We start from the raw sequence: 21,310 nt of genomic DNA on the forward strand, positions 1-21,310 counted from the left end.
CCCCTTTTTAGGTTTCTCTCGAGGTTTCAGGATCGTGAGGCGGCGGCGAGCGCCTCCTCGATGTCCCTCCACAGGGCCTCGGTTCCTTCGAGGCCGACATGGAGGCGTACGGATCGCGCATGGATTCCAAAGGTTTGCGCGGAATTGGGTTGCGCCTTCTGCTGAAGCACCACCTCGCCCGGTACGATCAGGCTTTCATGCCCACCCCAGCTCACTCCCAGTTTGAAGAGCTTGAGGCGATCGGCGAAGGCGCGGATATCGACGCCTTCTTGGAAAATGAACGAAAACAGGCCCGAGGTGCCGTTGAGCCCGGCCGGCAGACGGTTGGCAAGCCCGGGGTGGCAGACCGTCTCCACCACGTGGAGCTTCTGCAGGCGTTTGGCGATCTCCAGGGCGGAGGCCTCATGGGCCTTCATCCGCAGCGGCAGCGTCCGCAGGCCGCGGATCAACAGCCAGGCGTCGAAAGGCGAAAGCTTGCCGCCGAGATAGGGATAGGCCTCGGCCTTGATGCGCGCGATCATTTCCCTCGAACCGGCGACGACGCCCGCCACCACATCGCTGTGGCCGCCTAGATATTTGGAGGCGGAATGGATGACGAGATCGACGCCGAGCGTCAACGGCCGCTGGAAGAACGGGCTCGCCCAGCTGTTGTCGATCATCGAGACGACGCCGTGCCGCTTGGCGAGTGCTGCGAGCGCCCCGACGTCATGCGCCTCCATCACCCAGCTCGTCGGGCTTTCCAGGTACAGGAGCTTGGCGCCGGGCAGCGCCCTCGCCACCGCCTCCTCGTCGCGGCCGTCGACATAGGTAACCTCGATCTTCATCCGCTTCAAAATGGTGCCGAACAGGCGGAAGGCGTCGGGATAGACGTGTCGAACGGCGACGATGCGATCGCCCGGCTCGACGAAACTCAGCACGGCCGAGGAAATCGCCGCCATGCCGCTCGCAAAGCCAAGCGCGTCCTCCGCGCCTTCGAGCTTGGCCAGCATTTCCTCGAAGGCGCGCACCGTCGGGTTGAGGCCGCGCGTATAGGTCGGCCGCACCTTCTCGCCGCGATAAGCGGCGATCATCTCGTCGTAATCGGAAAAGGTGAAAAGCGAAGTCTGGAAGATCGGCGGCACGACGGCGTCGGCAAAGTTGCCGTCGTCATGGGCGGTGATGAGGGAAGCAAGATCGAACGGATCTGCGCCGTTGCTCATTTGGACATTTCCTTGATGTCTTCTTCGACGATGTCGAGAATTTTCAATGTTTCCGCCCGCGCCGCCTCCGCGTCCCGGGCGACGATCGCGTTGAAAAGCGTGCGGTGAAAGGGAAAGGACCGGCGGGCGAAATCCTGCCGGTCGAACGGATGCTCCCAGAAGCGCTCAAAGGTCTCGCGCATCTGCTCGAGCAGCTGGCGAAACAGCGGATTGTGGGTGGCGTCATAGACGGCGAGATGGAAAGCGAGATCCTCCGGCCCGGAGGTGCCCTTCTCCAAGTGCACCCGCTCCATCTCGTTGAGCTTCTCCTCGATGACGACAAGGTCCTTCTCGGTGCGCCGCCGGGCTGCGACCATGCCCGCTTCGCATTCGATGCCGCGGCGGACCTCGAGCGTCTGCAGCAGCGCGTCGCGCAGATGCAGCGCGTCGAAGGACAGCGGCATATGGATCGTCGCCCTGGAAACCGGCTTCAGGAGATAGGTGCCGCTGCCCTTGCGGGTTTCGATGACGCCGAGTGCCTGGAAATGCCGGATCGCCTCGCGAATGGTCGAACGTCCCACCGCAAGCGCCGCCATCAGCTCCCGCTCCGCCGGCAGCCGGTCGCCCGCCTGCAGCCGCGCTTCCTCCACATAATCCGCAAGCGCATCGGTCACCTGACGCGCGCGGTCGATAACGGGAAGCGGCCGGATCACCGGCCTCTCGCTGCGATTTGCCTTCATGGTTCCCCATTTTCTATCAGGCAGCCAGACTGGAAATTGGTCTGACATCTTAGCATTTCGCAAGTGGTGCAATACGTCAAGCCCGCGACGTGGATTTCTAGTCCCGCCCTCCAAATTGCCGGAGCAGGGTGCGCAATTTACCGTCTGAGCTTTGCCTGAGGGTCGTGGTCGGCCTGCTAGCGGATACGTCCGATTCGCGACAGCAACATGGCCGGCAGAATGCCGATCAGCACGATGGCGAGCGCTGCAATCGAGGCTTCCTCGTAAGTGCCTCTCGCGGCCTCTCCATAGAGATGAGTTGCAAAAGTTTCGATATTGAGCGGGCGCAGGAGCAGCGTCGCCGGCAGTTCCTTCACACAATCGACGAAGACCAGCAGGGCGGCAGCCGAGATTGCCGCCTTCGAGAGCGGCAAATGCACGTATCGCAGGGTGCCTGCGGTGGATTGGCCCAGCGAACGCGAAGCATGATCAAGCGAGAGGGAAATGCGTGAGAGACCGGCTTCTATACTGCCGGCCGAGATCGCCAGAAACCGCACGATGAGCGCATAAATGACGGCAGCACCCGATCCCATAAGGAGCAGGCCAGTCGACACACCAAACAAGGAAAGAGCGGCCCGATCGATAAGCTGATCGAGCCCGCCAAGCACGATCAGCACGCCGATGGCGACCACAGTTCCGGGAGCAGCATAACCCATTGTGGAACAGCGCAGGAGCCAGGAGGACCGCTGACCGGGGCGCAGGCGGGTAGCGTAGGCAGCGAGAAGCCCAAGGATGACGGTCGCCGTTGTCGCCAGGGTGGCTATAACGAGCGTGTTCACGGCCTCATCGATGATGCGAGAGGATATGCCGGCGAACCGATAGCGTTTTGCCGCTTCGATCAAGAGATAGAGCGCGGGCGCGGCGAACCCTAGGATGACCGGCAGAAGACCGCCCAGAAACAGCATTATGCCCTTTCCCAAGGACACCCGCCGCGGTTGGAAACTCCGCATCCGGCGCACATCGATTGAGTAGCGCTGCTTGCGTCGCGCCCATCGCTCTACCGCAACAATGGCGACGACGATTAGAAGAAGGGCAAGGGCGATCTGCGACGCTCCTGATAAATCGGAGCGGGTGATCCAGGTCGTATAGATGGAGACGGTGATTGTCCGAACACCGAGGAATTCGGCGGCACCGATATCGTTCAACGTTTCCATCAGAGCAAGGCTGATACCCACGGCAACGGCCGGGCGCGCGAGCGGCAGGGCGACCCGCCAGAAGACCGCGCGGCGAGACGTGCCGAGCGTGCGCGCTGCATCGACCAGATTTCCGGATTGGGTGAGGAACATCGCCCGGGTGGGGATGTAGACATAGGGGTAGAGGACGATTCCGAGAAGCAAAATACAGCCGGCCTTGGAACGGACGTCTGGAAGGCGAAACTGGCGCGGACTCTCATAGCCGAGCAGCCAGCGCACGGCATCCTGCACCGGGCCGATCGGATGCAATATATCCAGATAGGCATAGGCGACGATATAGGTCGGAACGGCCAGCGGCAGAAGCAGCATCCATTCGAGAGCATGCCTGCCGGGAAAATCATAAGCCGTCACCAGCCATGCCGTCGTCGTGCCAACCACGGCAGTGATGACACCGACTCCCGCAAGGAGGATGACGGTGTCGAGAAGCGCGACCGGCAGGACGGTCGCGAAAAGATGTCCCCAAAGACCCGCCGAGCCTTTCGAAGCTTCGAGAATCAATCCCCCGATCGGCAGAATGGCGATGAGCGCGATAATACCGGCAATCGTCAGCCATACCCCGCCAGGGCGCTTTGCAGAGCGGGCGGGCGCCTGGCTGGTAATCATCACTGGATCCATTCTCGGGAGGGAAGGCGCCTCTCAGCGGCGCCTTCCTTGTCCTTAGTTGTCGAAGCCGACCTTGTCCACGAGTTCACTCGCCTGCTTGCGATGGCTGACGATTTCGGACAGCGGCTTGCTGTCGATCTTGAGTTCACCGAAGGACGCGATGATCGGATCGGCCGCGACGCCCGCTTTCACGGGATATTCGTAATTGGCCTCGGCATAGATCTTCTGCGCTTCGTCGGAGACGAGATATTCGAGAAGTTTGACGGCTTCAGCCTTGTTCGGCGAATGCTTGGCGATTGCCGCGCCGCTGATATTCACTTGCGTGCCGCCATTCTTGAAGGTCGGAAGGATGACCTTGATGGCCTCGCCCCATTTGACCTGCTCTTCACCGCCCTTGCCGGACCGCATGAGGCCAACATAATAGGAGTTTGCGATACCGATATCGCAAATGCCGCCGAGGATATCCTTAGCCGCATCGCGATCACCGCCGGCTGCCTTGCGGGCGAGATTGGCCTTGACACCGGTCAGCCATTTCTCGGTTTCCTCCGCGCCGTAATGGGCGATGTAGTCGGCAAACAGTGCCGTATTATAGGGGTGTTGGCCCGAGCGTATGCAGATCTTGCCCTTCCATTTGGGATCGGCGAGCTCCTCGTAGTTAAATGTGCTGATGTCAGCATCCTTGGCGGCATAAAGCACGCGGGCGCGCATCGATAGTGCAAACCAGTTGCCCTTGGCATCACGCAGCTGTTCCGCGATGGCCGAGTTCAGGACAGGCGATTCGACCGGTTGCGTTACGCCTTTATCGACCAGATCGACAAGGTTGCCGGCATCGACGGCCATCAGGATGTCAGCTGGCGAGCTGGCGCCTTCGGAGGCGACACGCTCCGCGAGGCCGTCCTTCAGGAAAATGGTATTGACCTTCGTACCGGTCGATTTGCTGAATGCCCCCAGAAGAGGTGCGATCAGGGCCGGTTCTCTGGTCGTATAGAGATTGATTTCGGCGGCGGCAGCGATTCCAGGCGACATCAGCGCCGAAGCGGCAAGCAGCATGGATGTAAGGATCGAGCGCGAATTCATTATGTCCCTCCGCGAATGAATGCGCATTGCTTGCAACAGTTCATGACCCTGAAAGTCAAGTTTACTCTGGAACTTCAAGCCAAATATCACGGAAACTTGATGAAAGTGCCAGCAGAATGCGCTCGCAGGCGGGCTGTCAAAAAGCCAGCAGCCGCTCGGGGAGGACTGAGATCTCAATATTCTCGGCATCGATGGGCAGCCGCTCCAAGGCTCTCGCATTAAGCGGCACATCGAGGCCATCAACCATCAACGTGATCTGCTCGAATTCACCATGCAGAACACGGTTCTCGATGCGAGCGGGGATTCCCGAGCCGGGTGACAGCGCAATTGCATGCGGCCGGATATAAACGGTCACCGAACTTGCCGGTGGACGATCGAGCGTATAGGCGAAGTTACCGATCGCCGTCTCGATCCATCCGCCCCGGTAAACGCCGGGAACTTTGCTGGACGCGCAAAAAAACTCTGCCGCGTAAGCATTAGTTGGGCGGTCGTGCAGATCGTAGGCTGAGCCGGACTGGACAATTTCACCTGCGCGCATCAAGACCACCTGGTCGCCGACGGAAAGTGCTTCCTGGGGATCATGCGTCACGATGATCACGGTCGTGCCAAGTGTCCTCAACAGGTTCAAGGTGTCGCTGCGCACCTTGCCGCGCAGACCCTGATCCAGATTGGAAAAGGGCTCGTCCATCAGCACGATACTCGGCCGGGGTGCCAGGGCGCGGGCCAGCGCAACACGCTGCTGTTCGCCGCCGGAGAGGGTGTGCGGATAGCGATGCGTTAGATGCTCGATTCCGACCTTGCTGATCAGCTCCTCTGTCCGCGCCGCTGCTTCCCTCTTCGGATGTCGCTTGAGACCGAAGAGGATATTGTCGCGGACACTCAGATGCGGAAAGAGAGCATAGTCCTGGAAGACGAAGCCGACGCCACGAGCCTCCGGTTCGACAAAATTAGCCGAACTTGCGACCTCGCGGCCTTCGAGAAAGATGCGGCCTGATTCAGGTATCTCGACACCGGCGATCATGCGCAGCAGCGTAGACTTGCCGCAACCGGAATGGCCGACGAGAGAAACCGCATCTCCGCGCCGAATATGAAGAGAAAGATCGCGCACGGCTGGAGTGGTGCCGAAGCGACGGGTAACCTTTTCCATTCGTACTGCGATTTCGCTCATTGCAGCTTTCATGCCCGCCGGTGGTTTCAGTGCAAGTCCTGGAACACTCCTAGAACATACCGAGGCAGGTCGGGACAAGCGCAATCTGTCTCGCAAACAGATGAGAGATCTGCTGCTCAAAATCGCGGCACCCCGCCCTGTTCGAGCTCGATTTCGGCGACGAGGGCGCGACGCTGTTCCACCATCAGCTATGCCGAGAATACAGCAGGGGATCACCGGCAACCTTCCGAAGTCGCATCACATGGCTTTCGGGCGTCAGCGCCGATAGACGCCTTTCCACCACGCAGGCTTCCTTGTGCCTTCAAAAGCCCCGTGAGATGTTGCGGCGCGAAGCACAGCCCCTGGAGACAGAAGCATGCGCGACTACCTCAAAAGCAAAGACTTTCACCGGCATATGCGGTCGCTGCTGGCTCCGAAGTTTCGGGAGCTCGGCTGGGAAACGCAAGCGGCCGGCAAGTGCAGCTTTGCCAGGGGCGGAAGGGCTTGTTGGCTGCAGGTCTCGCAATATTCGAACGCCGTCATGGGCGCCAAATTTACGATCAACCTGACCGAGGGCACCGGTTCCGCCGGCGACACAAGAATACTTCGTCGCCTGGACGAGACGGATCGCGCGGTTGGCCAAGCTCTGGAAGAACAGATCATCGCGCGGCTTCCCAGGCCCGATCCTGATCCGGAAATCGAAGTTGTCGGAGATAACGGCGGAACCGTCTTGGTCAAGCTCGGCGATCTCGCGCGTGCAAATATGCGACAATGGGAGGCTCCCGCCGACGTCTGGCTGCCTTATTTCAGCAAAAGCGATCTTGACGAATGGGCTGCGTTCCTCTTGCCTCGGCTTGAGCGACTGACTGCGCCTTCTTCACCCGAAATCATCGATCCGCAGCTGCGGGCCGCCGAGCGGTTTCGCCGTCTCGTCGGTTTTTTCCGCTCCAAATGAATGTTGCTAACCGCCCGCCGGCTTCAGGTCGACAAGCGCCTTGATTGGCAAATGATCGGAGGCGATGCGCGCCAGCGGCGTATCATGCGCTTCGACCTCGGTGATGATCCCCTTGCGGTTGGCGATGATGCGGTCGAGCGCCAGGAGCGGCAGACCGGCGGGAAAGCTCGGTACGGCCGGCGGCAGCTCGCCGAAGGCGGATTGGAAGGTGTTGAGCGAGGAGCGGTCGCCAAGACGCCATTCGTTGAGGTCGCCGAGCAGAATGGTCGGCATCTCGTGCCGGTCGTTGATGAGGTCGACCAATGTGCGGGCCTGCTGGGCTCTGTTGTGGCGCAGCAGGCCGAAATGCGCGGCGATGATGCGCAGCACCCCGCCCTCTTCGAGCTCGATCTCGGCGACCAGCGCCCCGCGCGGCTCCAGCCCCGGCAGCTTGACTTGATGGACGTCATGCACCAGTCCCTTCTTGAACAGCACGACATTGCCGTGCCAGCCATGCGCCTTTGCCATGCCGGCCACCGGCACGGGGATCAGCCCCGTCTCCCGCTCCAGCCTGCCGAGGTCGAGAATGCCGGTGCGCTCGCCGAAACGGGTATCGGCCTCCTGCAGCGCGATCACGTCGGCGCCGATTTCATGGATCACCCGGCTGGTGCGCTCCGGATCGAAGCGGCGATCGGTCCCGACGCATTTGTGCACGTTGTAGGAGGCGATCAGCGTGCCGGCGCCGCGCGGCCGTGCCTCCATATGCGCCGCGTCGAGCCGCTTTTTCCTGCTCCGGATCGAGGCGAGAATGCTGGCGGGAAGACTGTCTTTTTTGGCGTGCATCGAACGGCACACTTGTTTCGTTGATCGAAAGGCTACTCACTCCGCAGTATAGGCGGCCGAGCGGAACTTGCCATGTCCGGGCGCAAAAAAGGCGCGTTGCGTCGACTTTAAATCATGCGAGCGCCAAATTTTGTTTTCATGCATGTCGTCCTCCCAAAACAGCTGCACAGTTTTGAGCGACATGCCTTAGAGATAGGGCGATCCCAGCCACAGCACCTTCTCGATCAGCCGCACCGGGAAGGGCCGCGCGCGCAAGCCGTCCAGCGTCACCGGCGTTGCCGATTTTAGGGTTTCCTCGATATGCTCGTCGATCTCGGCGGCGAAACCCTCGTTCAGCACTTCGAGGTCGACCTCGAAATTCAGCCTGAGCGAACGCGGATCGAGATTGGAAGAGCCGACGTAGGCCCAGGTGCCGTCAATCGTCAAAAGCTTCGAATGGCTGAAGCTGCCGGTCGAGCGCCAGATGCGGCAGTAATTCTTGAGGATCTGATCGAATTGCGCGGTCATCGCCCGGTCGACCAGCAGAAGGTTGTTGACGGCAGGCACGACGATATCGACTTCGACGCCGCGCCGCGCGGCCGTCACCAGGGCGCCGATCAGTTCACGGTCCGGCAGGAAATAGGGCGACATGATGCGGATCGATTGGCGCGCGACGGAAAAGGCGCCCGTCAGCATTTTGTGGTTGGTCTCGAGGCTGCGGTCCGGCCCCGAGGCGACGACGCGCATCAGGATCGGATCGCCGGGGTTGCGCTCAGGCGGTTCGATACGCCAGGCCTCTTCGATCAACAGTTCCTCGGTGGTGAAGCGCCAGTCCTCGGCGGCTATGTCGAAAAGGTCGGCCACGACGGGGCCGGTGACGCTGAAATGCGTGTCATGGGCAAAGGTCTCGCCGGTCGCCTCCTCGCTGAAACCGGCCCGGATGTTCATTCCGCCTGTCAGCGCAATACGGCCGTCGACGATCAGGATCTTACGGTGAGTGCGCAGATTGGCATAGGGCAGCCGCAGGCCCATGATGACATTGCCGTTGAAGACGGCCACGGTGACGCCGCCTTCCTTGAGATGGCCGAGTATGCTCGGCACCGAATAGCGTGCGCCGACGGCGTCGATCAACACCCGAACCGTGACACCCCGCTTCACCGCCGCTATCAGCGCATCGGCGATGCGAAGCCCGATGACGTCGCGATCGAATATGTAGGTTTCGAGCAGAATGCTGCGCGTCGCCTCGTCGATCGCCGACTTCATCGCCGCATAGGCCTCGTCGCCGGTCTCCAGCACGTCGATCGAATTGCCCGATGTCAGCGGATTGCGGGTCACCCGGTCGCCGAGCGTCTGCAGCGCCGCAAAGCGGCGGCCAAACTGGCTGATCACCGTCTCGGCCTCGGCATCGAAGGTCTCGAGCTCGTCGATTTCGGCCGCCCGCAGCAGCGAGTCGCGGCGGATGCTCAGCGATTTGCGGCGGATGCGATTGATGCCGGCAATCGCATAGAGCAGCGCGCCGACGATCGGAGAGAGGATGATGACGCCGACCCAGCCGATCGCCGCGCGCACCTCCTCCTTGGTCATGGCGGCATGGATCGCCGCCGCGGCCCCCATGGCGATCGAAACGACAAAGAGGATATGCGGCCAGTAGGTCGACAGGAGATAGAACATCGCTCGCCAAATATAGCCGCGAAACGATGGCGTTCAATCGCACCGCCCCTCTCCCATGACGCGAAATTTTTCGCCGGGTTCATTTGCCGGCCAGGTCCCCATTCCGCGGCGAGGAACAATCCCCGCCCGGATCGATTGATCCGGTGAGACAAGGATCGCTGTCATGAAGGTTGTCGCAACGCTCGGTCCCGCTTTGGCGCTCGACGTCGCGGATGCAGAAAGCACTGCCGAACTCCGGCAGCAGGCCGAAGGCTGCACCCGCTGTGATCTCTACAGGAACGCCACACAAATCGTCTTCGGCGAAGGGGCTGAGAACGCCGGGATCGTTCTGGTCGGCGAGCAGCCGGGCGACCGGGAAGACCTGACGGGCCGACCCTTTGTCGGTCCCGCCGGCCACCTGCTCGATCACTGCCTCGAAGAGGCCGGACTCGACCGCGAGCGCTGTTATGTCACCAATGCCGTCAAGCACTTCAAGTTCACGCCGCGAGGCAAACGGCGCCTGCATGCCAAACCCAATGCCGGTGAGATCCGGCGTTGCGCCTGGTGGCTCGGCGCGGAGGTCAACATCCTCGAGCCGAAACTCGTCGTGGCGCTCGGCGCCAGCGCGCTTTATGCGCTGCTCGGGCCTAAGGTGAAATTAACGCCAGAGCGTGGCCATATCCTGCAACCGGCAAACCACCCGCCCGTTCTGGTCACCATCCATCCCTCCTTTCTCCTGCGCATCCGCGACGAGGCGGAGCGGGAACGGCAGCGCCGTGCTTTCGTGTCAGATTTGCACAAGGCGGCGGAATTTCAGCCTCGGTGAACGCCGATTTTCAACCTTGATATGCTGCGACGCGAAATATTTACGGTTGCAGCTCGATTTCGCTTGAAACAGCGCCCCTCCTCTGGAACCATCCAGGCAGTATCGCGTTCGAACGACGGCATTATGTGACTGGAGATCAGCGATGGCAGAAACTCGGGAAGAGTGGATCAAAAAACGTGCATACGCCCTTTGGGAAGAAGAGGGTTATCCGACAGGGCGAGATTCCATCCATTGGGACCAGGCACGGCACGAGCGCGAAGCGCTCGAAGGCTCTGCTGCCTCTTCCAACGGCAAAGAAGCCAAACCCAAGGCCAAACGCGCCGCAACGGCCACGAAGCGTGCCGCAACAGGTGCCAAGACGAACGGCGGCGTCACGCCGGCGCCCAAGCGGACTGCGAGCCGCAAGACGGCGTCCTGAACACTGGACTACCGATCACATCGACAAAAAGGGCGTCTTCACGACGCCCTTCGGCCGTTCTTTGTCATATGTCTGAATTAGTTGTGTTTTATGGAATTGTGTAGGCGGGTTTTCCACGCGGGGGTGAAACAAAGGCCGGATGACGCTGCACGCTTTGAGGCTTCCAAAAAAAGTTGAACCTTTGCCCGCAAGCCGGGAACGAGACCGTCCAAAATTCGTCTACAGCGAAACCTCGGAAGCGGCCGTGAACGGGCAGATCGCAATGCTCTTCGTCACGCCTCTCGCAGCCCGCGGCCGCGCGTCCGGCGTGATCGTGTGAGGTATGGAAATGTCGCTCCTCGTCACCGCCGCTCTGCTTTATCTCGGCCTGGCACTCGGATTCATCCTCGTCGTCGACAATCTCGTCGGACTGGTTTTCCGCGATTCCCGCACGCCCCTGCGACTGCCCTCCTTCGACATCGGCCGCGCCTTCGCAGCCACGCAAAAATTCGACCGAAAATAACGGCTCAGCCCGCGCCCAACCACGGCTAAACTGGGGAACATCAGGCGGTACGTAATTTCGACCGAACCCTTTCCCTGCCATCACAAGCCTCTATGTTGACGGTTGGACGAGAAAAACCCCCACGGACCGGACGTCTTTTCAGACGCGCATAGGATCTGTAGAACTTTTAATGGCTGCCGCTGGCGCGGCGGGCGACAGGGAAGCGGTTTTGAATGGGAAGCGTCGGCAACGGCTGGCCGAGAGGCGGCGGCGAAATCGGCGAATTATTGCGGCATCCGGCCTTTGACGCCGTCGGTCTCGGACCGGTCGAAAGCTGGCCTGCTTCCCTCAAGCATATTGCCGAAATGGTATTGAATTCGCGGCAGCCGAAATTCGTCGCCTGGGGTTCGGATCTCGCCTTTCTCTATAATGACGCCTACGTATCTGTTTTTCCCGAGCGGCATCCCGCCGCGCTCGGAAGACCCTTCCGCGACGTCTGGGCGGATATTTGGGAGCAGTTCTCGCCGATCGTCGCCAGCACGCTCGAAGGCAGGCCGCAGCTCTTCAAAGAGCTGCTCATCCCGATGCGCCGCGACGGCCGCACCGAGGATACCTGGTTCACCTTCTCCTATACGCCGCTGCGCGACGATGACGGCACAATCGCCGGCATCCTCTGCGCGACCCTCGACGTCACGGACCAGGTGGCGGCCAAGCGGGGTGAGAAGCTGGCGCTTGAAGAACTGCGCGCCAAGTCGGAAGCGCTTGCAGTCGTCAACCGGGCGGGCGCCGCCATCACCGTCGAGCCCGATGTCGAACGTCTCACCCAGATCGTCGTCGATGCCGGCGTGACGCTGACGGGTGCCGAATTCGGGGCCTTTTTCTATAATGTCGATGATGGCGATGGCGGCAGCTACATGCTTTACGCGCTCTCCGGCGTCGACCGGAAGAACTTCGAAAAATTCCCGATGCCACGCAATACCAAGGTGTTTGAGCCGACCTTCAGCGGCGAAGGCATCGTGCGCTCCGACGACATCCTGCTCGACCCGCGCTACGGGCAGAATGCACCGCATGCCGGCATGCCGAAGGGGCATTTGCCGGTCAGGAGCTATCTTGCCGTGCCGGTAAAATCGCGCGACGGCAGCGTCATCGGCGGCTTGTTCTTCGGCCACGGCGCGCCCGGCCGCTTTTCTCAAGCGGCCGAGGCGAGCCTCGTCAGCCTCGCCGGCCAATCAGCCGTCGCGATCGACAATATCCGGCTCTTCCGAGCAGCCAAAGTCGAGATCGACCAGCGCCGCGCCATAGAAGATCAGTTGCGCAAACTCAACGAAATGCTCGAGGTCCGCGTCGCGGCCGAGATCGCCGATCGTCAGCAGGCGGAAGCCGCGCTCCAGCAGTCGCAGAAGATGGAATCGATCGGCAAGCTCACCGGCGGCGTCGCCCATGACTTCAACAATCTGCTGCAGGTGATCTCAGGCAATCTGCAGCTTCTCGGCAAGGACGTGGCGGAGAACAGCCGGGCCAAGGAGCGCATTTCGAATGCGCTTGCCGCCGTCGAACGCGGCTCGCGGCTGGCAAGTCAGCTGCTCGCCTTCGGCCGCCGCCAGCCGCTGGAACCGAAGGTCATCAACATCGGCCGCCTGGTCATCGGCATGGACGATATGTTGCGTCGCGCCCTCGGCGAGGAGATCGAAGTCGAAACCGTCGTCTCCGGCGGCCTCTGGAACACCTTCGCCGATCCGGTCCAGATCGAAAACGCCCTGCTCAACCTCGCGATCAACTCGCGCGACGCGATGAATGGCATCGGCAAGCTGAAGATCGAGGTCGGCAACGCCTTCCTCGATGAAACCTACAGCCGCACCCATCCTGAAGTGAAGGCCGGCCAATATGTGGTGCTCGCCGTCACCGATACCGGCTCCGGCATGACACAGGACGTCAAGGAGCAGGCCTTCGAGCCCTTCTTCTCGACCAAACCGGAAGGCAAGGGCACCGGTCTCGGCCTGTCGATGGTCTATGGCTTCGTCAAGCAGTCCGGCGGCCACGTGAAGATCTACAGCGAGATCGGCGAAGGCACGACCGTCAAACTCTACCTCGCCCGCTCGTTCCGCAGTGAGGATCGCGCCACGGCGGCCGACACCCTGCCGGCAACCGGCGGGACCGAAACCATCCTTGTCGCCGAGGACGACGAAGGCGTTCGCGCCACGGTCATCGAAATGCTGTCGGATCTCGGCTATTACGTGCTGAAGGCAAAGGATGCGCAAAGCGCGCTCACCGTCATCGAAAGCGGCGCCCATATCGACCTGCTGTTTACCGATGTCGTCATGCCCGGCCCCTTGAGGAGCCCGGAGCTGGCGCGTATGGCACGTCAGCGGCTGCCCGATATCGCCGTGCTCTACACGTCGGGTTATACCGAAAACTCGATCGTTCATGGCGGCAGGCTCGATCCGGGCCTGGAGCTGCTGTCCAAGCCCTATACGCGCGAGGAGCTCGCCCGCAAGATCCGCCAGGTGCTCGCCAACCGGCCGCAACGCCGTCAGGCGGAGGCTGATACCCCGGTGTCCAACTCAAGACATTCTGATCCAGGGGGTCCCGGAACGGCCGGAAAGCTGAAGCTGCTGCTCGTCGAGGATGACGCCTTCATCCGCATGGATACGGCCGAGATCCTGCAGGATCTCGGCTATGACGTCATCGAGGCCGACAGCGGCGAACAGGGCGTGGACATCCTTGGCCAGGCCTCGATCGACATCATCGTCGTCGATGTCGGCCTACCCGGCATATCGGGCTCTGCCTTTGCCGCCAAGGCGCGGGAGGTCCTTCCGTCGGTCGGCCTGGTCTTTGCCACCGGCGACAGCGACCTGCCTGACGCGGATCGCTTCTCCGGCTCGGTGCTGCTGACCAAACCCTACAACAGCGCCACGCTCGACCGGGCGGTCAAGACCGCCGACCAGCAGCGGCCCCGCGCCGAACGCCTTTCCGGGTGAGCTTAGAATTGTTTTCCCAGGCAGCGCAAAGCGCTTTGTCGAGAGTTGCGTAAAACAAAAGGTTCGAACGGTTCTGCGCTGCCGTGAAAAGCCACACCGCTCTAGCCCGCGCCGTCGAATTCGGGATATTTGCGCCTGAGGTCGACCTCGCTGATGCAGCTGTCGTCGCGCGCCGACAATTCGATCGAGACCGCGTCGGCGGGATCGAGGCGACCGTCATGATGATGGCCGTCATCGTGATGATTGCCATCATGGTGATAGACGGGAATGCGGGCGCCGCTCTGGCTGACAAGCACGGCATCTCTGTTGAAGCCTTTCTGCAACAACCAGTCGCGCGGCGCCATCAGGCGAATATCGACCTCAAAGGAGGGTCCCTTCCCTTCCTTGACCCTGACGGTATAGGTGACCGGCGATACCTGGCCGTTCACGTCGATCGCGCCGATTCCATCGGCCTTGACGATGTGTTTTTCCATGTTCTCGGCTCCTTCCTGTAGGCGGCTTATCCAGGCTTTCGCTCGAAAACCTGACAAAACCAGCTTTTGTTCCGAAATCCGGGACAATGACCATTGGGGAACTTTCGTGCTCCGCGGGGGTTGGATTCGCTTACCATCCGCAGTCGATCCTTTTGCAAACCAGAGGAGGCGAAGATGCCGCGAGGAGACAAATCCGACTATACGGACAAGCAGAAGCGCAAGGCCGAGCATATCGAGGAAAGCTACGAGGAGCGTGGCGTCTCCGACAAAGAAGCCGAACGGCGTGCCTGGGCGACGGTCAACAAGGAAAGCGGCGGCGGCAATAAATCCGGCTCCGGCCGCGGCAAGAAGGATACGCATGTATCCTCCGAAAAGGGCGGCCGAGCCGGGGGTGCCGCATCCGCCGCGCGCTCGAAAGAGGAACGCTCCGCCTCCGCCAAGAAGGCCGCCGCCACGCGCAAGCGCAATGAACACCACAGCCACCACTAGAGCATGCCCTGCAAGACCGTGCAGCGGTTTTGCGACCAGGACATGCCGGAACAAAGACCGAAAGCGCGTCACGCGAGACTGAAAGATCGCGGCGCGCTTCAACGAGGATTTGCAGTCATGGCCAAATCGAAGAAGAAATGGTCTCAGGACGTGACCGAACACAGCGACGCGATGGACCTGAAGGAAGGCGTATTCAAATCGGACGATCCGAAGAAGATCGCCCGCTCCGTCAAGCACTCCGCCGAGGAGAGCGATCGCCGCAAGTCGAGCCCTTTCCGCGCCGCAATGTCGATGCTGACCTTTTACATCAATCGCGCCGGCGACCAGCTGTCGAAAAAACGGCGCGGCACGGTGGAAAAAGCCAAGGACGAATTGCGAAAGGACTTCGGTCGTCAGCCGAAGCATTGAGGATGACATACGAGCTCTATTACTGGGACGGCATTCAAGGCCGCGGCGAATTCGTGCGTCTGGCGCTGGAAGAAGCCGGCGCGGATTATATCGACGTCACGCGGCAGCCCCAGGGTACGGGCGCCATGCTCGACATCATGAAGAGCAAATCCGAGCCGCACCTTCCCTTCGCCCCACCCTTCCTGAAGGACGGCGACCTCATTATCCCGCATGTGGCCAACATCCTGTTATACCTCGGCCCCAAGCTCGGGCTGGCGCCAGCGGACGAAAGCCTTCGTTATGTCGTCAACGGCCTGCAGCTCACCATCACCGACTTCGTCGCCGAAGCCCACGACACGCACCACCCGATCGACATGTCGCTCTATTACGAAGACCAGAAGCCGGAGGCAAAAGCCCGCTCGGCCGCCTTCATCCGCCAACGGATCCCTAAATTTCTCGGCTATTTCGAGCGTGTGTTGAAGCGGAATCCAAAGGGTCCCGATCATATCATCGGCAATGCGCTCACCTATGTCGACCTCTCGCTGTTCCAGGTGATCGAGGGTCTGACCTATGCCTTTCCGAAAGCCATGGCGAAACGCAAGGCGGAATACCCCGCGCTGCTTGCCCTGCATGATAGGATAGCAAGGCGTCCGAACATCGCCCGCTATCTCGCCTCCCCTCGCCGCCTGGCTTTCAACGAGGAGGGGATTTTCAGGCATTATCCTGAGCTCGACAGCACGGAATGAGGTGATAGCCGTTCATTCCAACGGCGCGGCCGCATCGAAGAAATCGCCCCATGGGTCCTTCGGCCGAGTCTTCAAGCGCTGCGGCACGTTGTTGAGTGTAAAAGCGGCCGGACCGCTCACCGCGTTCAACTCCTGCCAATCGAGCGGCATCGAAACCGGCGCCCCCGCCCGCGCCCGCGTCGAATAGGGTGCAACCGCCGTGTTGCCGCGGCCGTTGCGGAGATAATCGATGTAGATATGTCCGCCGCGTTTTGCCTTCGTCGCGGTTGCCAGATATGTCTCCGGCCGATCGGCCGCCATGTTTTCGGCAAGCGAATGGGCGAAGTCCTTCACCTCAGTCCACCCGGCCTTCGGCTCAAGCGGGCTCACCACATGCAGCCCCTTGCCGCCAGAGGTCTTGACGAAGGCGGCAAGCCCGCGGGCTTCCAGCCGTGCCTTCACTTCAAGCGCTGCTGACAGCACCGCGGTCCAGGCGACGTCCTCGCCGGGATCGAGGTCCATGGTGATCATATCTGGTCTTTCCCAATGATCGGTCGTGGTGCCCCAGGGATGAATTTCGAGCACGGCCGATTGCACCAGCGCCACAAGCCCGTCGAAATCGGAAATCCGCAGCAGCTTTTCGCCGTCCCCATCCTGAGGATCGGCGATCTCCTCTATATGCGCATTCATGCCCTTCCAGGCATGTTTCTGAAAAAACCGCTGGTGTCCCTTTATCCCGTCCGGCAGGCGCAAGAGCGCGAGCGGCCGGTTGACGACATAGGGCGCCATGAAGTGCCAGACCTCGGCGTAATAAGCCGCAAGCGCCTGCTTGGTCACGCCCTCATCCGGCCAGTAAAGCCGGTCGGGATGGGTCAGGGCTACGTCCGATTTCGGCGGATTGCTTGGGCTCATTCCTCGATCTCGCGTGTGAGGAAATCAAGTAGCCTGTTTTCCTCGGCCCGCAAGCCCCGCAGCGGCTCGGTGCCGCTCTCGATCAAAGGATGATCGTTGCCGGCGAGCGCAATGATCGCCGGATGGATATAGCTCGAGCGTGAGATCGCCGGCGTATTGTGCAGCGCCTCGGCTGCAGCCTCCGACATTTCCTTCACCGTCGGCCGGCCACCGCCGACGATCCTTTCCCGGGCGACACCGAAGGCCGCCAGCGATCCGGCCCAGGTGCGGAAGGTCTTGGCGGAAATCGGAATGCCGGAAATCTCGGCCAGATAGGCATTCAGCCGGCCGGAATCGACCGGCTTCAGCGCGCCGTTTTCATCCTTCCAGACGAAGAGCTGGCGGCCGGGCAGGTCGGAAATCTCTTCCAGGATTTTCTGCAGCCTGGGATGCTTGAGGCTGCGCTGGACGCGCTTGCCGCCCTTGGCGCGGAATTTGAGCTCGATCCGCCCGTCGACGATCTTCAGATGCCGCTTCAGCAGCGTCGTCGCGCCATAGGTGCCGTTCTCCCTGACATAGGCCTGGTTGCCGACCCGCAGATGCGCCTCGTCGAGCAGCGTCGTCAAAGCCGCCAGCACGCCGTTGATGTCCTCGGCGCCGGTGTCGAGATGGCGCAGGACCGTGCGGCGGATCTTCGGCAGCGCCCGGCCGAATTCGATCAGCTGGTGGAACTTTCCGGCGCTGCGGAAGGATTGCCAATCCTTATGATAGCGGTATTGCTTGCGCCCGCGCGCATCGATGCCGGTCGCCTGCAGATGGCCGTTCTCGTAGAGGCAGATCCAGACGTTCCTGTAGGCCGGCGGCAGTCCGAGCGCTGCGATGCGCGCCCGCTGCAACTCATCGGAAAGTGTCGCGCCGTCCGGCATCACGTAGCTGAAGCCCTTGCCTTTCCTGCGCCTGCGGATGCCCGGTTCGGTATCGCTGACATAGATCAGTCCAAGTTCGATGATGGCGTCGGCGTTCATGCTGTTGACGACCTGCTATTTGCCGCGGCGGCCAAACTGAAACCATCGGCGACGCTGGGCCTTGGTCGCCCCCTCCGGCGGCTGAGTCTGGCCTGTCGGCGCAAAGACGGCCAGGCTCTGGGTGTAGACCATGAGGGGATTGTCCTGATCGTGCACCTCGAAGGCGCCGGTCTCCGCCCCGGTGTCGAGAACCCGTGACCACTGCGTCAGTCCGTTCACGACAGGCAGATGAACTTCGCAATCGCCGCCGGCGTTGAAGACGAGGAACAGGTCGTCCATCGTTTCGGTGTCGGTCGCGTGCGCGCTTTTCGACAGATAGACGCCGAGCACCTGCAGGCCGTCGTCGTTCCAGGCCGCATCGTCCATGAAATTGCCGTCCGGCTTGTACCAGGCGATCTCGATGCGCCCGTCCTCGCTGGTCTCACCGGTCAGGAACCGCTCCTGGCGCAGGACGGGATGGGCCTTGCGGAACGCGACGGCCTGCCTGCAGAAATCGAGGAAGGGATCGTCGAGCCCGTCCCAACTCGTCCAGCCGATCTCATTATCCTGGCAATAAGCATTGTTGTTGCCGCCCTGGCTGTTGCCGAGCTCGTCGCCGGCCAGGATCATCGGCACGCCCTGGGAAAGCATCAGCGTCGCCATCATGTTGCGCCGGCGCCGCGCCCGGGCGGCATTGATATCGGCGTTATCGGTCGGGCCCTCGACGCCCATATTGTCGGAGTGATTGTCCGAATGACCGTCCCGATTATCCTCGCCGTTCGCCTCATTGTGCTTGCCATCGAAGGAAACCGTATCCATCAGCGTGAAGCCGTCATGGGCCGACAGAAGATTGATCGAGGAGGTCGCGCCCCGATCGGAATGGTTGAACTGGGGCGCCGAACCGGTAATGCGCGCTGCCAGCTCCGAAACCATGCCGCCGTCGCCCTTCCAGAAACGGCGCACGTCGTCGCGGAACTTGTCGTTCCATTCGCGGAAAGGGTGCGGGAAACCGCCGACCTGATAGCCGCCGGCGCCGATATCCCAGGGTTCGGCGATCAGCTTGACGCCGGCAAGAATCGGATCCTGGCGGATGGCGCCGAAGAACAGGCCCTGACGGTCGAATTCCAGATCCTGACGCCCGAGCGTGCTGGCGAGATCGAAACGGAAGCCGTCGATGTGCATGACGCCGACCCAGTAGCGCAGGCTGTCGAGCACCATGCGCATCACCATCGGATTGGCGACATTCAGCGTGTTGCCGGTTCCCGTCGTATCGAAGGTGTGGCGGGGATCGTCGGGGGAGAGGATATAATAGCTGGCATTGTCAAGCCCGCGGAAGGACAGCGTCGGTCCTTTCTCGCTGCCTTCGGCGGTATGGTTGTAGACCACATCCATGATGACCTCGATGCCGGCGGCATGGAACCTCTTCACCATGGTCTTGATCTCGGTGATCCTGTCACTCGACAGATAGCGCGCCTGCGGCGCGAAGAAGCCGAGCGTCTGATAGCCCCAATAGTTTCGCAGCTTCTTTTCGAGCAGATAGCGGTCGTCGAGAAAATACTGGATCGGCAGAAGCTCGATCGCCGAGATGCCAAGCTTTACGAGATGATCGATGATCGGATCGCTGCACATGCCGAGAAAGGTGCCGCGCAGGCGGTCGGGCACTTTCGGATGCGTCATCGTCAGGCCGCGCACATGCGCCTCGTAGATGATGGTGTCGGGCCACGGCCGGCGGATCGCCTCCTCACCCGCCCAGTCGAAGTCGGGATCCTGAACAACGCCCTTGACCGTGAAGGGCGCGCTGTCGCGGTCGTCGAAGGAAAGATCGTCCTCACCGATCCGATAGCCGAACAGCGCATCGTGCCATTGCAATTCGCCCGTCACCTGTTTGGCATAGGGGTCGAGCAGAAGCTTGTTGGGATTGAAGCGGTGGCCGGCGCCGGGGTCGTAGGGGCCGTGGGCGCGATAGCCATAGACCGTACCCGGCCCGATGCCGGCAATATAACCGGACCAGATGTCGCCCTCGCGTTTGGGCAGGGGCAGTCGGGCGATCTCATCCTTTCCGTCGGGTGAAAACAGGCAGAGCTCGATCTGTTCCGCATGCGCCGAAAAGACGGCGAAATGGGTCCCGGAACCCGTATACTCCGCCCCCAGCTCCGGCTTGAGGAAGTCGAGTTCCGAAAATGAAAAGCTCATGGCGCCCCGCGTGATGAAAAGACCAAGCGGGAAACGTGACGGCGGTTCGAAAGTTCCGTCCCGCCGGGAAAAGGGAGATGCGGCGCGCCGGCGAGCGTGTTTACGGCATCAGCTGGCCGCCATTGACCTCGATGATCTGCCCGGTGATGTAGCCCGAAAGCGTTGGCGAGGCGAGGAAGAGATAGGCGCCGACGCAATCCTCCGGTGAGCCGACGAAGCCCATCGGGATCGACCGGCGTTGCAGCTCCATCTGCTCGTCGTCCGTATAACGCTCGTGGAAGGGCGTGGCGATGACGCCAGGCGCCACCGCGTTGACGCGGATCCTGTCGGCGACGAATTCCTTGGCGTGGCCGCGGGTGATAGTCGAAACGAAGCCCTTGGATGCCGCATAGAGGATCGCGCCGTTTCCGCCGCCGTTGCGGGCGGCGATCGAGGTGGTGTTGATGATGAAGCCACCCTGCTTTTTCAGCCAGGGATGGGCCGCGCGCGTTGCCGCCAGCACGGAGCGGGCATTGAGGTCCATGACCGCGGCATAATGCGCGTCGGTATATTCGGAGGTCGGCTTGCGGCCCAGCATGCCGCCGGCATTGTTGATGAGCCCGTCGAGATGGCCGAAGGTCTTCGCCGTCTCCTCGACGACGCGCTCGGTCTCCCCTTCCCTGGAGACGTCGCCCTGGATGAGATGCACGGTGCCGCCGGCAGCCCGGATTTCTTCGGCGAGCTTTTCCGCCGGTTCGCGGCTGGCATTATAGTGCACCCCGACCTTCGACCCCTGGGCCGCAAAGGCGCGGGCAAGTGCTGCGCCGATGCCGGTCGAGGCGCCGGTGATCAGCACGGCCTTGCCGGAGAGATCCGGCAGTCTGATGGATGTGAGCAATTGAGCAAGTTCTGTCATAGCTAAAACAGCCTCCCGAAAACCAAGGACATAGGTGATGAAACAGACGGTGGAAGTCTAACAGCCGAAATTTGAGAAGAGCAATGCACGAAAGCGGGTTCGGACCGCTTGGCTGCCCCTCACCCTAACCCTTGCCGGCAAACGGATGAGGGGCTGACCTCGCGATC

The 21,310-nt window shown here is 61.5% G+C and carries 21 protein-coding genes; 9 read left to right on the top strand and 12 right to left on the bottom strand.

What is annotated here, in order from left to right:
• Positions 1-26: 26 nt before the first annotated feature.
• The 5 genes from J0663_RS27780 to J0663_RS27800 form a co-directional block, all read right to left on the bottom strand.
• Positions 27-1,199, bottom strand: coding sequence for a PLP-dependent transferase (locus J0663_RS27780; protein WP_207245630.1), 1,173 nt, complete (start codon positions 1,197-1,199; stop codon positions 27-29).
• Positions 1,196-1,918 carry a FadR/GntR family transcriptional regulator gene (locus J0663_RS27785; protein WP_207245631.1) on the bottom strand — a complete coding sequence of 241 codons (723 nt, stop codon included), beginning with the start codon at positions 1,916-1,918 and terminating at the stop codon, positions 1,196-1,198. Before J0663_RS27785 ends, J0663_RS27780 begins: the two co-directional genes overlap by 4 nt.
• Before the next feature lie 176 nt (positions 1,919-2,094).
• Entirely contained in the window at positions 2,095-3,753 is a 1,659-nt protein-coding gene (locus tag J0663_RS27790; RefSeq protein WP_207245632.1) for an ABC transporter permease, read from the bottom strand.
• A 54-nt stretch (positions 3,754-3,807) separates the two neighbouring features.
• Positions 3,808-4,803: a Fe(3+) ABC transporter substrate-binding protein gene (locus J0663_RS27795; protein ID WP_375337263.1), complete on the bottom strand. Its 996-nt coding sequence runs from the start codon at positions 4,801-4,803 to the stop codon at positions 3,808-3,810.
• A 163-nt stretch (positions 4,804-4,966) separates the two neighbouring features.
• The gene (locus J0663_RS27800) at positions 4,967-5,998 is read right to left on the bottom strand and encodes an ABC transporter ATP-binding protein (RefSeq protein ID WP_207245634.1); all 1,032 of its coding nucleotides are present in this window, start codon (positions 5,996-5,998) and stop codon (positions 4,967-4,969) included.
• Between the two features lie 355 nt (positions 5,999-6,353).
• Between J0663_RS27800 and J0663_RS27805 the strand changes: the two genes are divergently transcribed.
• Positions 6,354-6,932, top strand: a complete 579-nt coding sequence (locus tag J0663_RS27805; protein ID WP_207245635.1) for a hypothetical protein — start codon at positions 6,354-6,356, stop codon at positions 6,930-6,932.
• A gap of 6 nt (positions 6,933-6,938) precedes the next feature.
• Here J0663_RS27805 and J0663_RS27810 read toward each other — a convergent pair whose 3' ends face one another.
• On the bottom strand, positions 6,939-7,754 hold the full coding sequence (locus tag J0663_RS27810; RefSeq protein ID WP_207245636.1) for an endonuclease/exonuclease/phosphatase family protein: 816 nt from the start codon (positions 7,752-7,754) through the stop codon (positions 6,939-6,941).
• Positions 7,755-7,940: 186 nt separating this feature from the next.
• Entirely contained in the window at positions 7,941-9,404 is a 1,464-nt protein-coding gene (locus tag J0663_RS27815) for a phospholipase D-like domain-containing protein (RefSeq protein ID WP_207245637.1), read from the bottom strand.
• A gap of 163 nt (positions 9,405-9,567) precedes the next feature.
• Here J0663_RS27815 and J0663_RS27820 point away from each other — a divergent pair, with 163 nt between their 5' ends.
• The 5 genes from J0663_RS27820 to J0663_RS27840 all read left to right on the top strand — a co-directional run bounded on the left by J0663_RS27820 (position 9,568) and on the right by J0663_RS27840 (position 14,086).
• Positions 9,568-10,209 (top strand): UdgX family uracil-DNA binding protein, encoded by a 642-nt coding sequence (locus tag J0663_RS27820; RefSeq protein ID WP_207245639.1) that lies wholly within the window; start codon positions 9,568-9,570, stop codon positions 10,207-10,209.
• A gap of 142 nt (positions 10,210-10,351) precedes the next feature.
• Positions 10,352-10,627, top strand: a complete 276-nt coding sequence (locus J0663_RS27825) for a DUF2934 domain-containing protein (protein WP_207245640.1) — start codon at positions 10,352-10,354, stop codon at positions 10,625-10,627.
• 139 nt (positions 10,628-10,766) lie between these two features.
• On the top strand, positions 10,767-10,946 hold the full coding sequence (locus J0663_RS27830; protein ID WP_207245641.1) for a hypothetical protein: 180 nt from the start codon (positions 10,767-10,769) through the stop codon (positions 10,944-10,946).
• Positions 10,947-10,955: 9 nt separating this feature from the next.
• The gene (locus tag J0663_RS27835; protein WP_207245642.1) at positions 10,956-11,129 is read left to right on the top strand and encodes a hypothetical protein; all 174 of its coding nucleotides are present in this window, start codon (positions 10,956-10,958) and stop codon (positions 11,127-11,129) included.
• Between the two features lie 212 nt (positions 11,130-11,341).
• Entirely contained in the window at positions 11,342-14,086 is a 2,745-nt protein-coding gene (locus J0663_RS27840; protein ID WP_207245643.1) for a hybrid sensor histidine kinase/response regulator, read from the top strand.
• 101 nt (positions 14,087-14,187) lie between these two features.
• On the opposite strand, the gene J0663_RS27845 is transcribed toward J0663_RS27840, so the two are convergent.
• Entirely contained in the window at positions 14,188-14,559 is a 372-nt protein-coding gene (locus J0663_RS27845) for a hypothetical protein (protein ID WP_207245644.1), read from the bottom strand.
• A 174-nt stretch (positions 14,560-14,733) separates the two neighbouring features.
• Between J0663_RS27845 and J0663_RS27850 the strand changes: the two genes are divergently transcribed.
• The 3 genes from J0663_RS27850 to J0663_RS27860 all read left to right on the top strand — a co-directional run bounded on the left by J0663_RS27850 (position 14,734) and on the right by J0663_RS27860 (position 16,181).
• Positions 14,734-15,048 carry a plasmid stabilization protein gene (locus tag J0663_RS27850; protein WP_207245645.1) on the top strand — a complete coding sequence of 105 codons (315 nt, stop codon included), beginning with the start codon at positions 14,734-14,736 and terminating at the stop codon, positions 15,046-15,048.
• A 117-nt stretch (positions 15,049-15,165) separates the two neighbouring features.
• Positions 15,166-15,456, top strand: a complete 291-nt coding sequence (locus J0663_RS27855) for a DUF3175 domain-containing protein (protein WP_207245650.1) — start codon at positions 15,166-15,168, stop codon at positions 15,454-15,456.
• A 2-nt stretch (positions 15,457-15,458) separates the two neighbouring features.
• On the top strand, positions 15,459-16,181 hold the full coding sequence (locus J0663_RS27860; RefSeq protein WP_207245651.1) for a glutathione S-transferase: 723 nt from the start codon (positions 15,459-15,461) through the stop codon (positions 16,179-16,181).
• A 12-nt stretch (positions 16,182-16,193) separates the two neighbouring features.
• On the opposite strand, the gene ligD is transcribed toward J0663_RS27860, so the two are convergent.
• The 4 genes from ligD to J0663_RS27880 form a co-directional block, all read right to left on the bottom strand.
• The gene (gene ligD / locus J0663_RS27865) at positions 16,194-17,072 is read right to left on the bottom strand and encodes a non-homologous end-joining DNA ligase (protein WP_207245652.1); all 879 of its coding nucleotides are present in this window, start codon (positions 17,070-17,072) and stop codon (positions 16,194-16,196) included.
• Positions 17,069-18,076 carry a DNA topoisomerase IB gene (locus J0663_RS27870; protein ID WP_207245653.1) on the bottom strand — a complete coding sequence of 336 codons (1,008 nt, stop codon included), beginning with the start codon at positions 18,074-18,076 and terminating at the stop codon, positions 17,069-17,071. The genes ligD and J0663_RS27870 overlap by 4 nt, the downstream gene beginning before the upstream one ends.
• A 15-nt stretch (positions 18,077-18,091) precedes the next feature.
• Complete coding sequence (glgX, locus tag J0663_RS27875; RefSeq protein ID WP_207245654.1) at positions 18,092-20,248, bottom strand: glycogen debranching protein GlgX; 2,157 nt, start codon at positions 20,246-20,248, stop codon at positions 18,092-18,094.
• Between the two features lie 100 nt (positions 20,249-20,348).
• Positions 20,349-21,143, bottom strand: a complete 795-nt coding sequence (locus J0663_RS27880) for an SDR family NAD(P)-dependent oxidoreductase (RefSeq protein ID WP_207245655.1) — start codon at positions 21,141-21,143, stop codon at positions 20,349-20,351.
• Positions 21,144-21,310 lie beyond the last annotated feature (167 nt).

The organism is Rhizobium lentis (assembly GCF_017352135.1).
In the GTDB taxonomy this organism is placed as follows: Bacteria; Pseudomonadota; Alphaproteobacteria; order Rhizobiales; family Rhizobiaceae; genus Rhizobium; species Rhizobium lentis.

What these genes read in the sequence shown, in the direction of transcription:
- J0663_RS27830 (WP_207245641.1), top strand. Translation starts at nt 10,767, where the DNA reads ATGACGCTGCACGCTTTGAGGCTTCCAAAAAAAGTTGAACCTTTGCCC.
- J0663_RS27780 (WP_207245630.1), bottom strand. Translation starts at nt 1,199, where the DNA reads ATGAGCAACGGCGCAGATCCGTTCGATCTTGCTTCCCTCATCACCGCC.
- J0663_RS27835 (WP_207245642.1), top strand. Translation starts at nt 10,956, where the DNA reads ATGTCGCTCCTCGTCACCGCCGCTCTGCTTTATCTCGGCCTGGCACTC.
- J0663_RS27845 (WP_207245644.1), bottom strand. Translation starts at nt 14,559, where the DNA reads ATGGAAAAACACATCGTCAAGGCCGATGGAATCGGCGCGATCGACGTG.
- J0663_RS27870 (WP_207245653.1), bottom strand. Translation starts at nt 18,076, where the DNA reads ATGAACGCCGACGCCATCATCGAACTTGGACTGATCTATGTCAGCGAT.
- J0663_RS27790 (WP_207245632.1), bottom strand. Translation starts at nt 3,753, where the DNA reads ATGATTACCAGCCAGGCGCCCGCCCGCTCTGCAAAGCGCCCTGGCGGG.
- J0663_RS27860 (WP_207245651.1), top strand. Translation starts at nt 15,459, where the DNA reads ATGACATACGAGCTCTATTACTGGGACGGCATTCAAGGCCGCGGCGAA.
- J0663_RS27795 (WP_375337263.1), bottom strand. Translation starts at nt 4,803, where the DNA reads ATGCTGCTTGCCGCTTCGGCGCTGATGTCGCCTGGAATCGCTGCCGCC.
- J0663_RS27785 (WP_207245631.1), bottom strand. Translation starts at nt 1,918, where the DNA reads ATGAAGGCAAATCGCAGCGAGAGGCCGGTGATCCGGCCGCTTCCCGTT.
- J0663_RS27815 (WP_207245637.1), bottom strand. Translation starts at nt 9,404, where the DNA reads ATGTTCTATCTCCTGTCGACCTACTGGCCGCATATCCTCTTTGTCGTT.
- ligD (WP_207245652.1), bottom strand. Translation starts at nt 17,072, where the DNA reads ATGAGCCCAAGCAATCCGCCGAAATCGGACGTAGCCCTGACCCATCCC.
- J0663_RS27805 (WP_207245635.1), top strand. Translation starts at nt 6,354, where the DNA reads ATGCGCGACTACCTCAAAAGCAAAGACTTTCACCGGCATATGCGGTCG.
- J0663_RS27880 (WP_207245655.1), bottom strand. Translation starts at nt 21,143, where the DNA reads ATGACAGAACTTGCTCAATTGCTCACATCCATCAGACTGCCGGATCTC.
- J0663_RS27820 (WP_207245639.1), top strand. Translation starts at nt 9,568, where the DNA reads ATGAAGGTTGTCGCAACGCTCGGTCCCGCTTTGGCGCTCGACGTCGCG.
- J0663_RS27850 (WP_207245645.1), top strand. Translation starts at nt 14,734, where the DNA reads ATGCCGCGAGGAGACAAATCCGACTATACGGACAAGCAGAAGCGCAAG.
- J0663_RS27800 (WP_207245634.1), bottom strand. Translation starts at nt 5,998, where the DNA reads ATGAGCGAAATCGCAGTACGAATGGAAAAGGTTACCCGTCGCTTCGGC.
- J0663_RS27810 (WP_207245636.1), bottom strand. Translation starts at nt 7,754, where the DNA reads ATGCACGCCAAAAAAGACAGTCTTCCCGCCAGCATTCTCGCCTCGATC.
- glgX (WP_207245654.1), bottom strand. Translation starts at nt 20,248, where the DNA reads ATGAGCTTTTCATTTTCGGAACTCGACTTCCTCAAGCCGGAGCTGGGG.
- J0663_RS27855 (WP_207245650.1), top strand. Translation starts at nt 15,166, where the DNA reads ATGGCCAAATCGAAGAAGAAATGGTCTCAGGACGTGACCGAACACAGC.
- J0663_RS27840 (WP_207245643.1), top strand. Translation starts at nt 11,342, where the DNA reads ATGGGAAGCGTCGGCAACGGCTGGCCGAGAGGCGGCGGCGAAATCGGC.
- J0663_RS27825 (WP_207245640.1), top strand. Translation starts at nt 10,352, where the DNA reads ATGGCAGAAACTCGGGAAGAGTGGATCAAAAAACGTGCATACGCCCTT.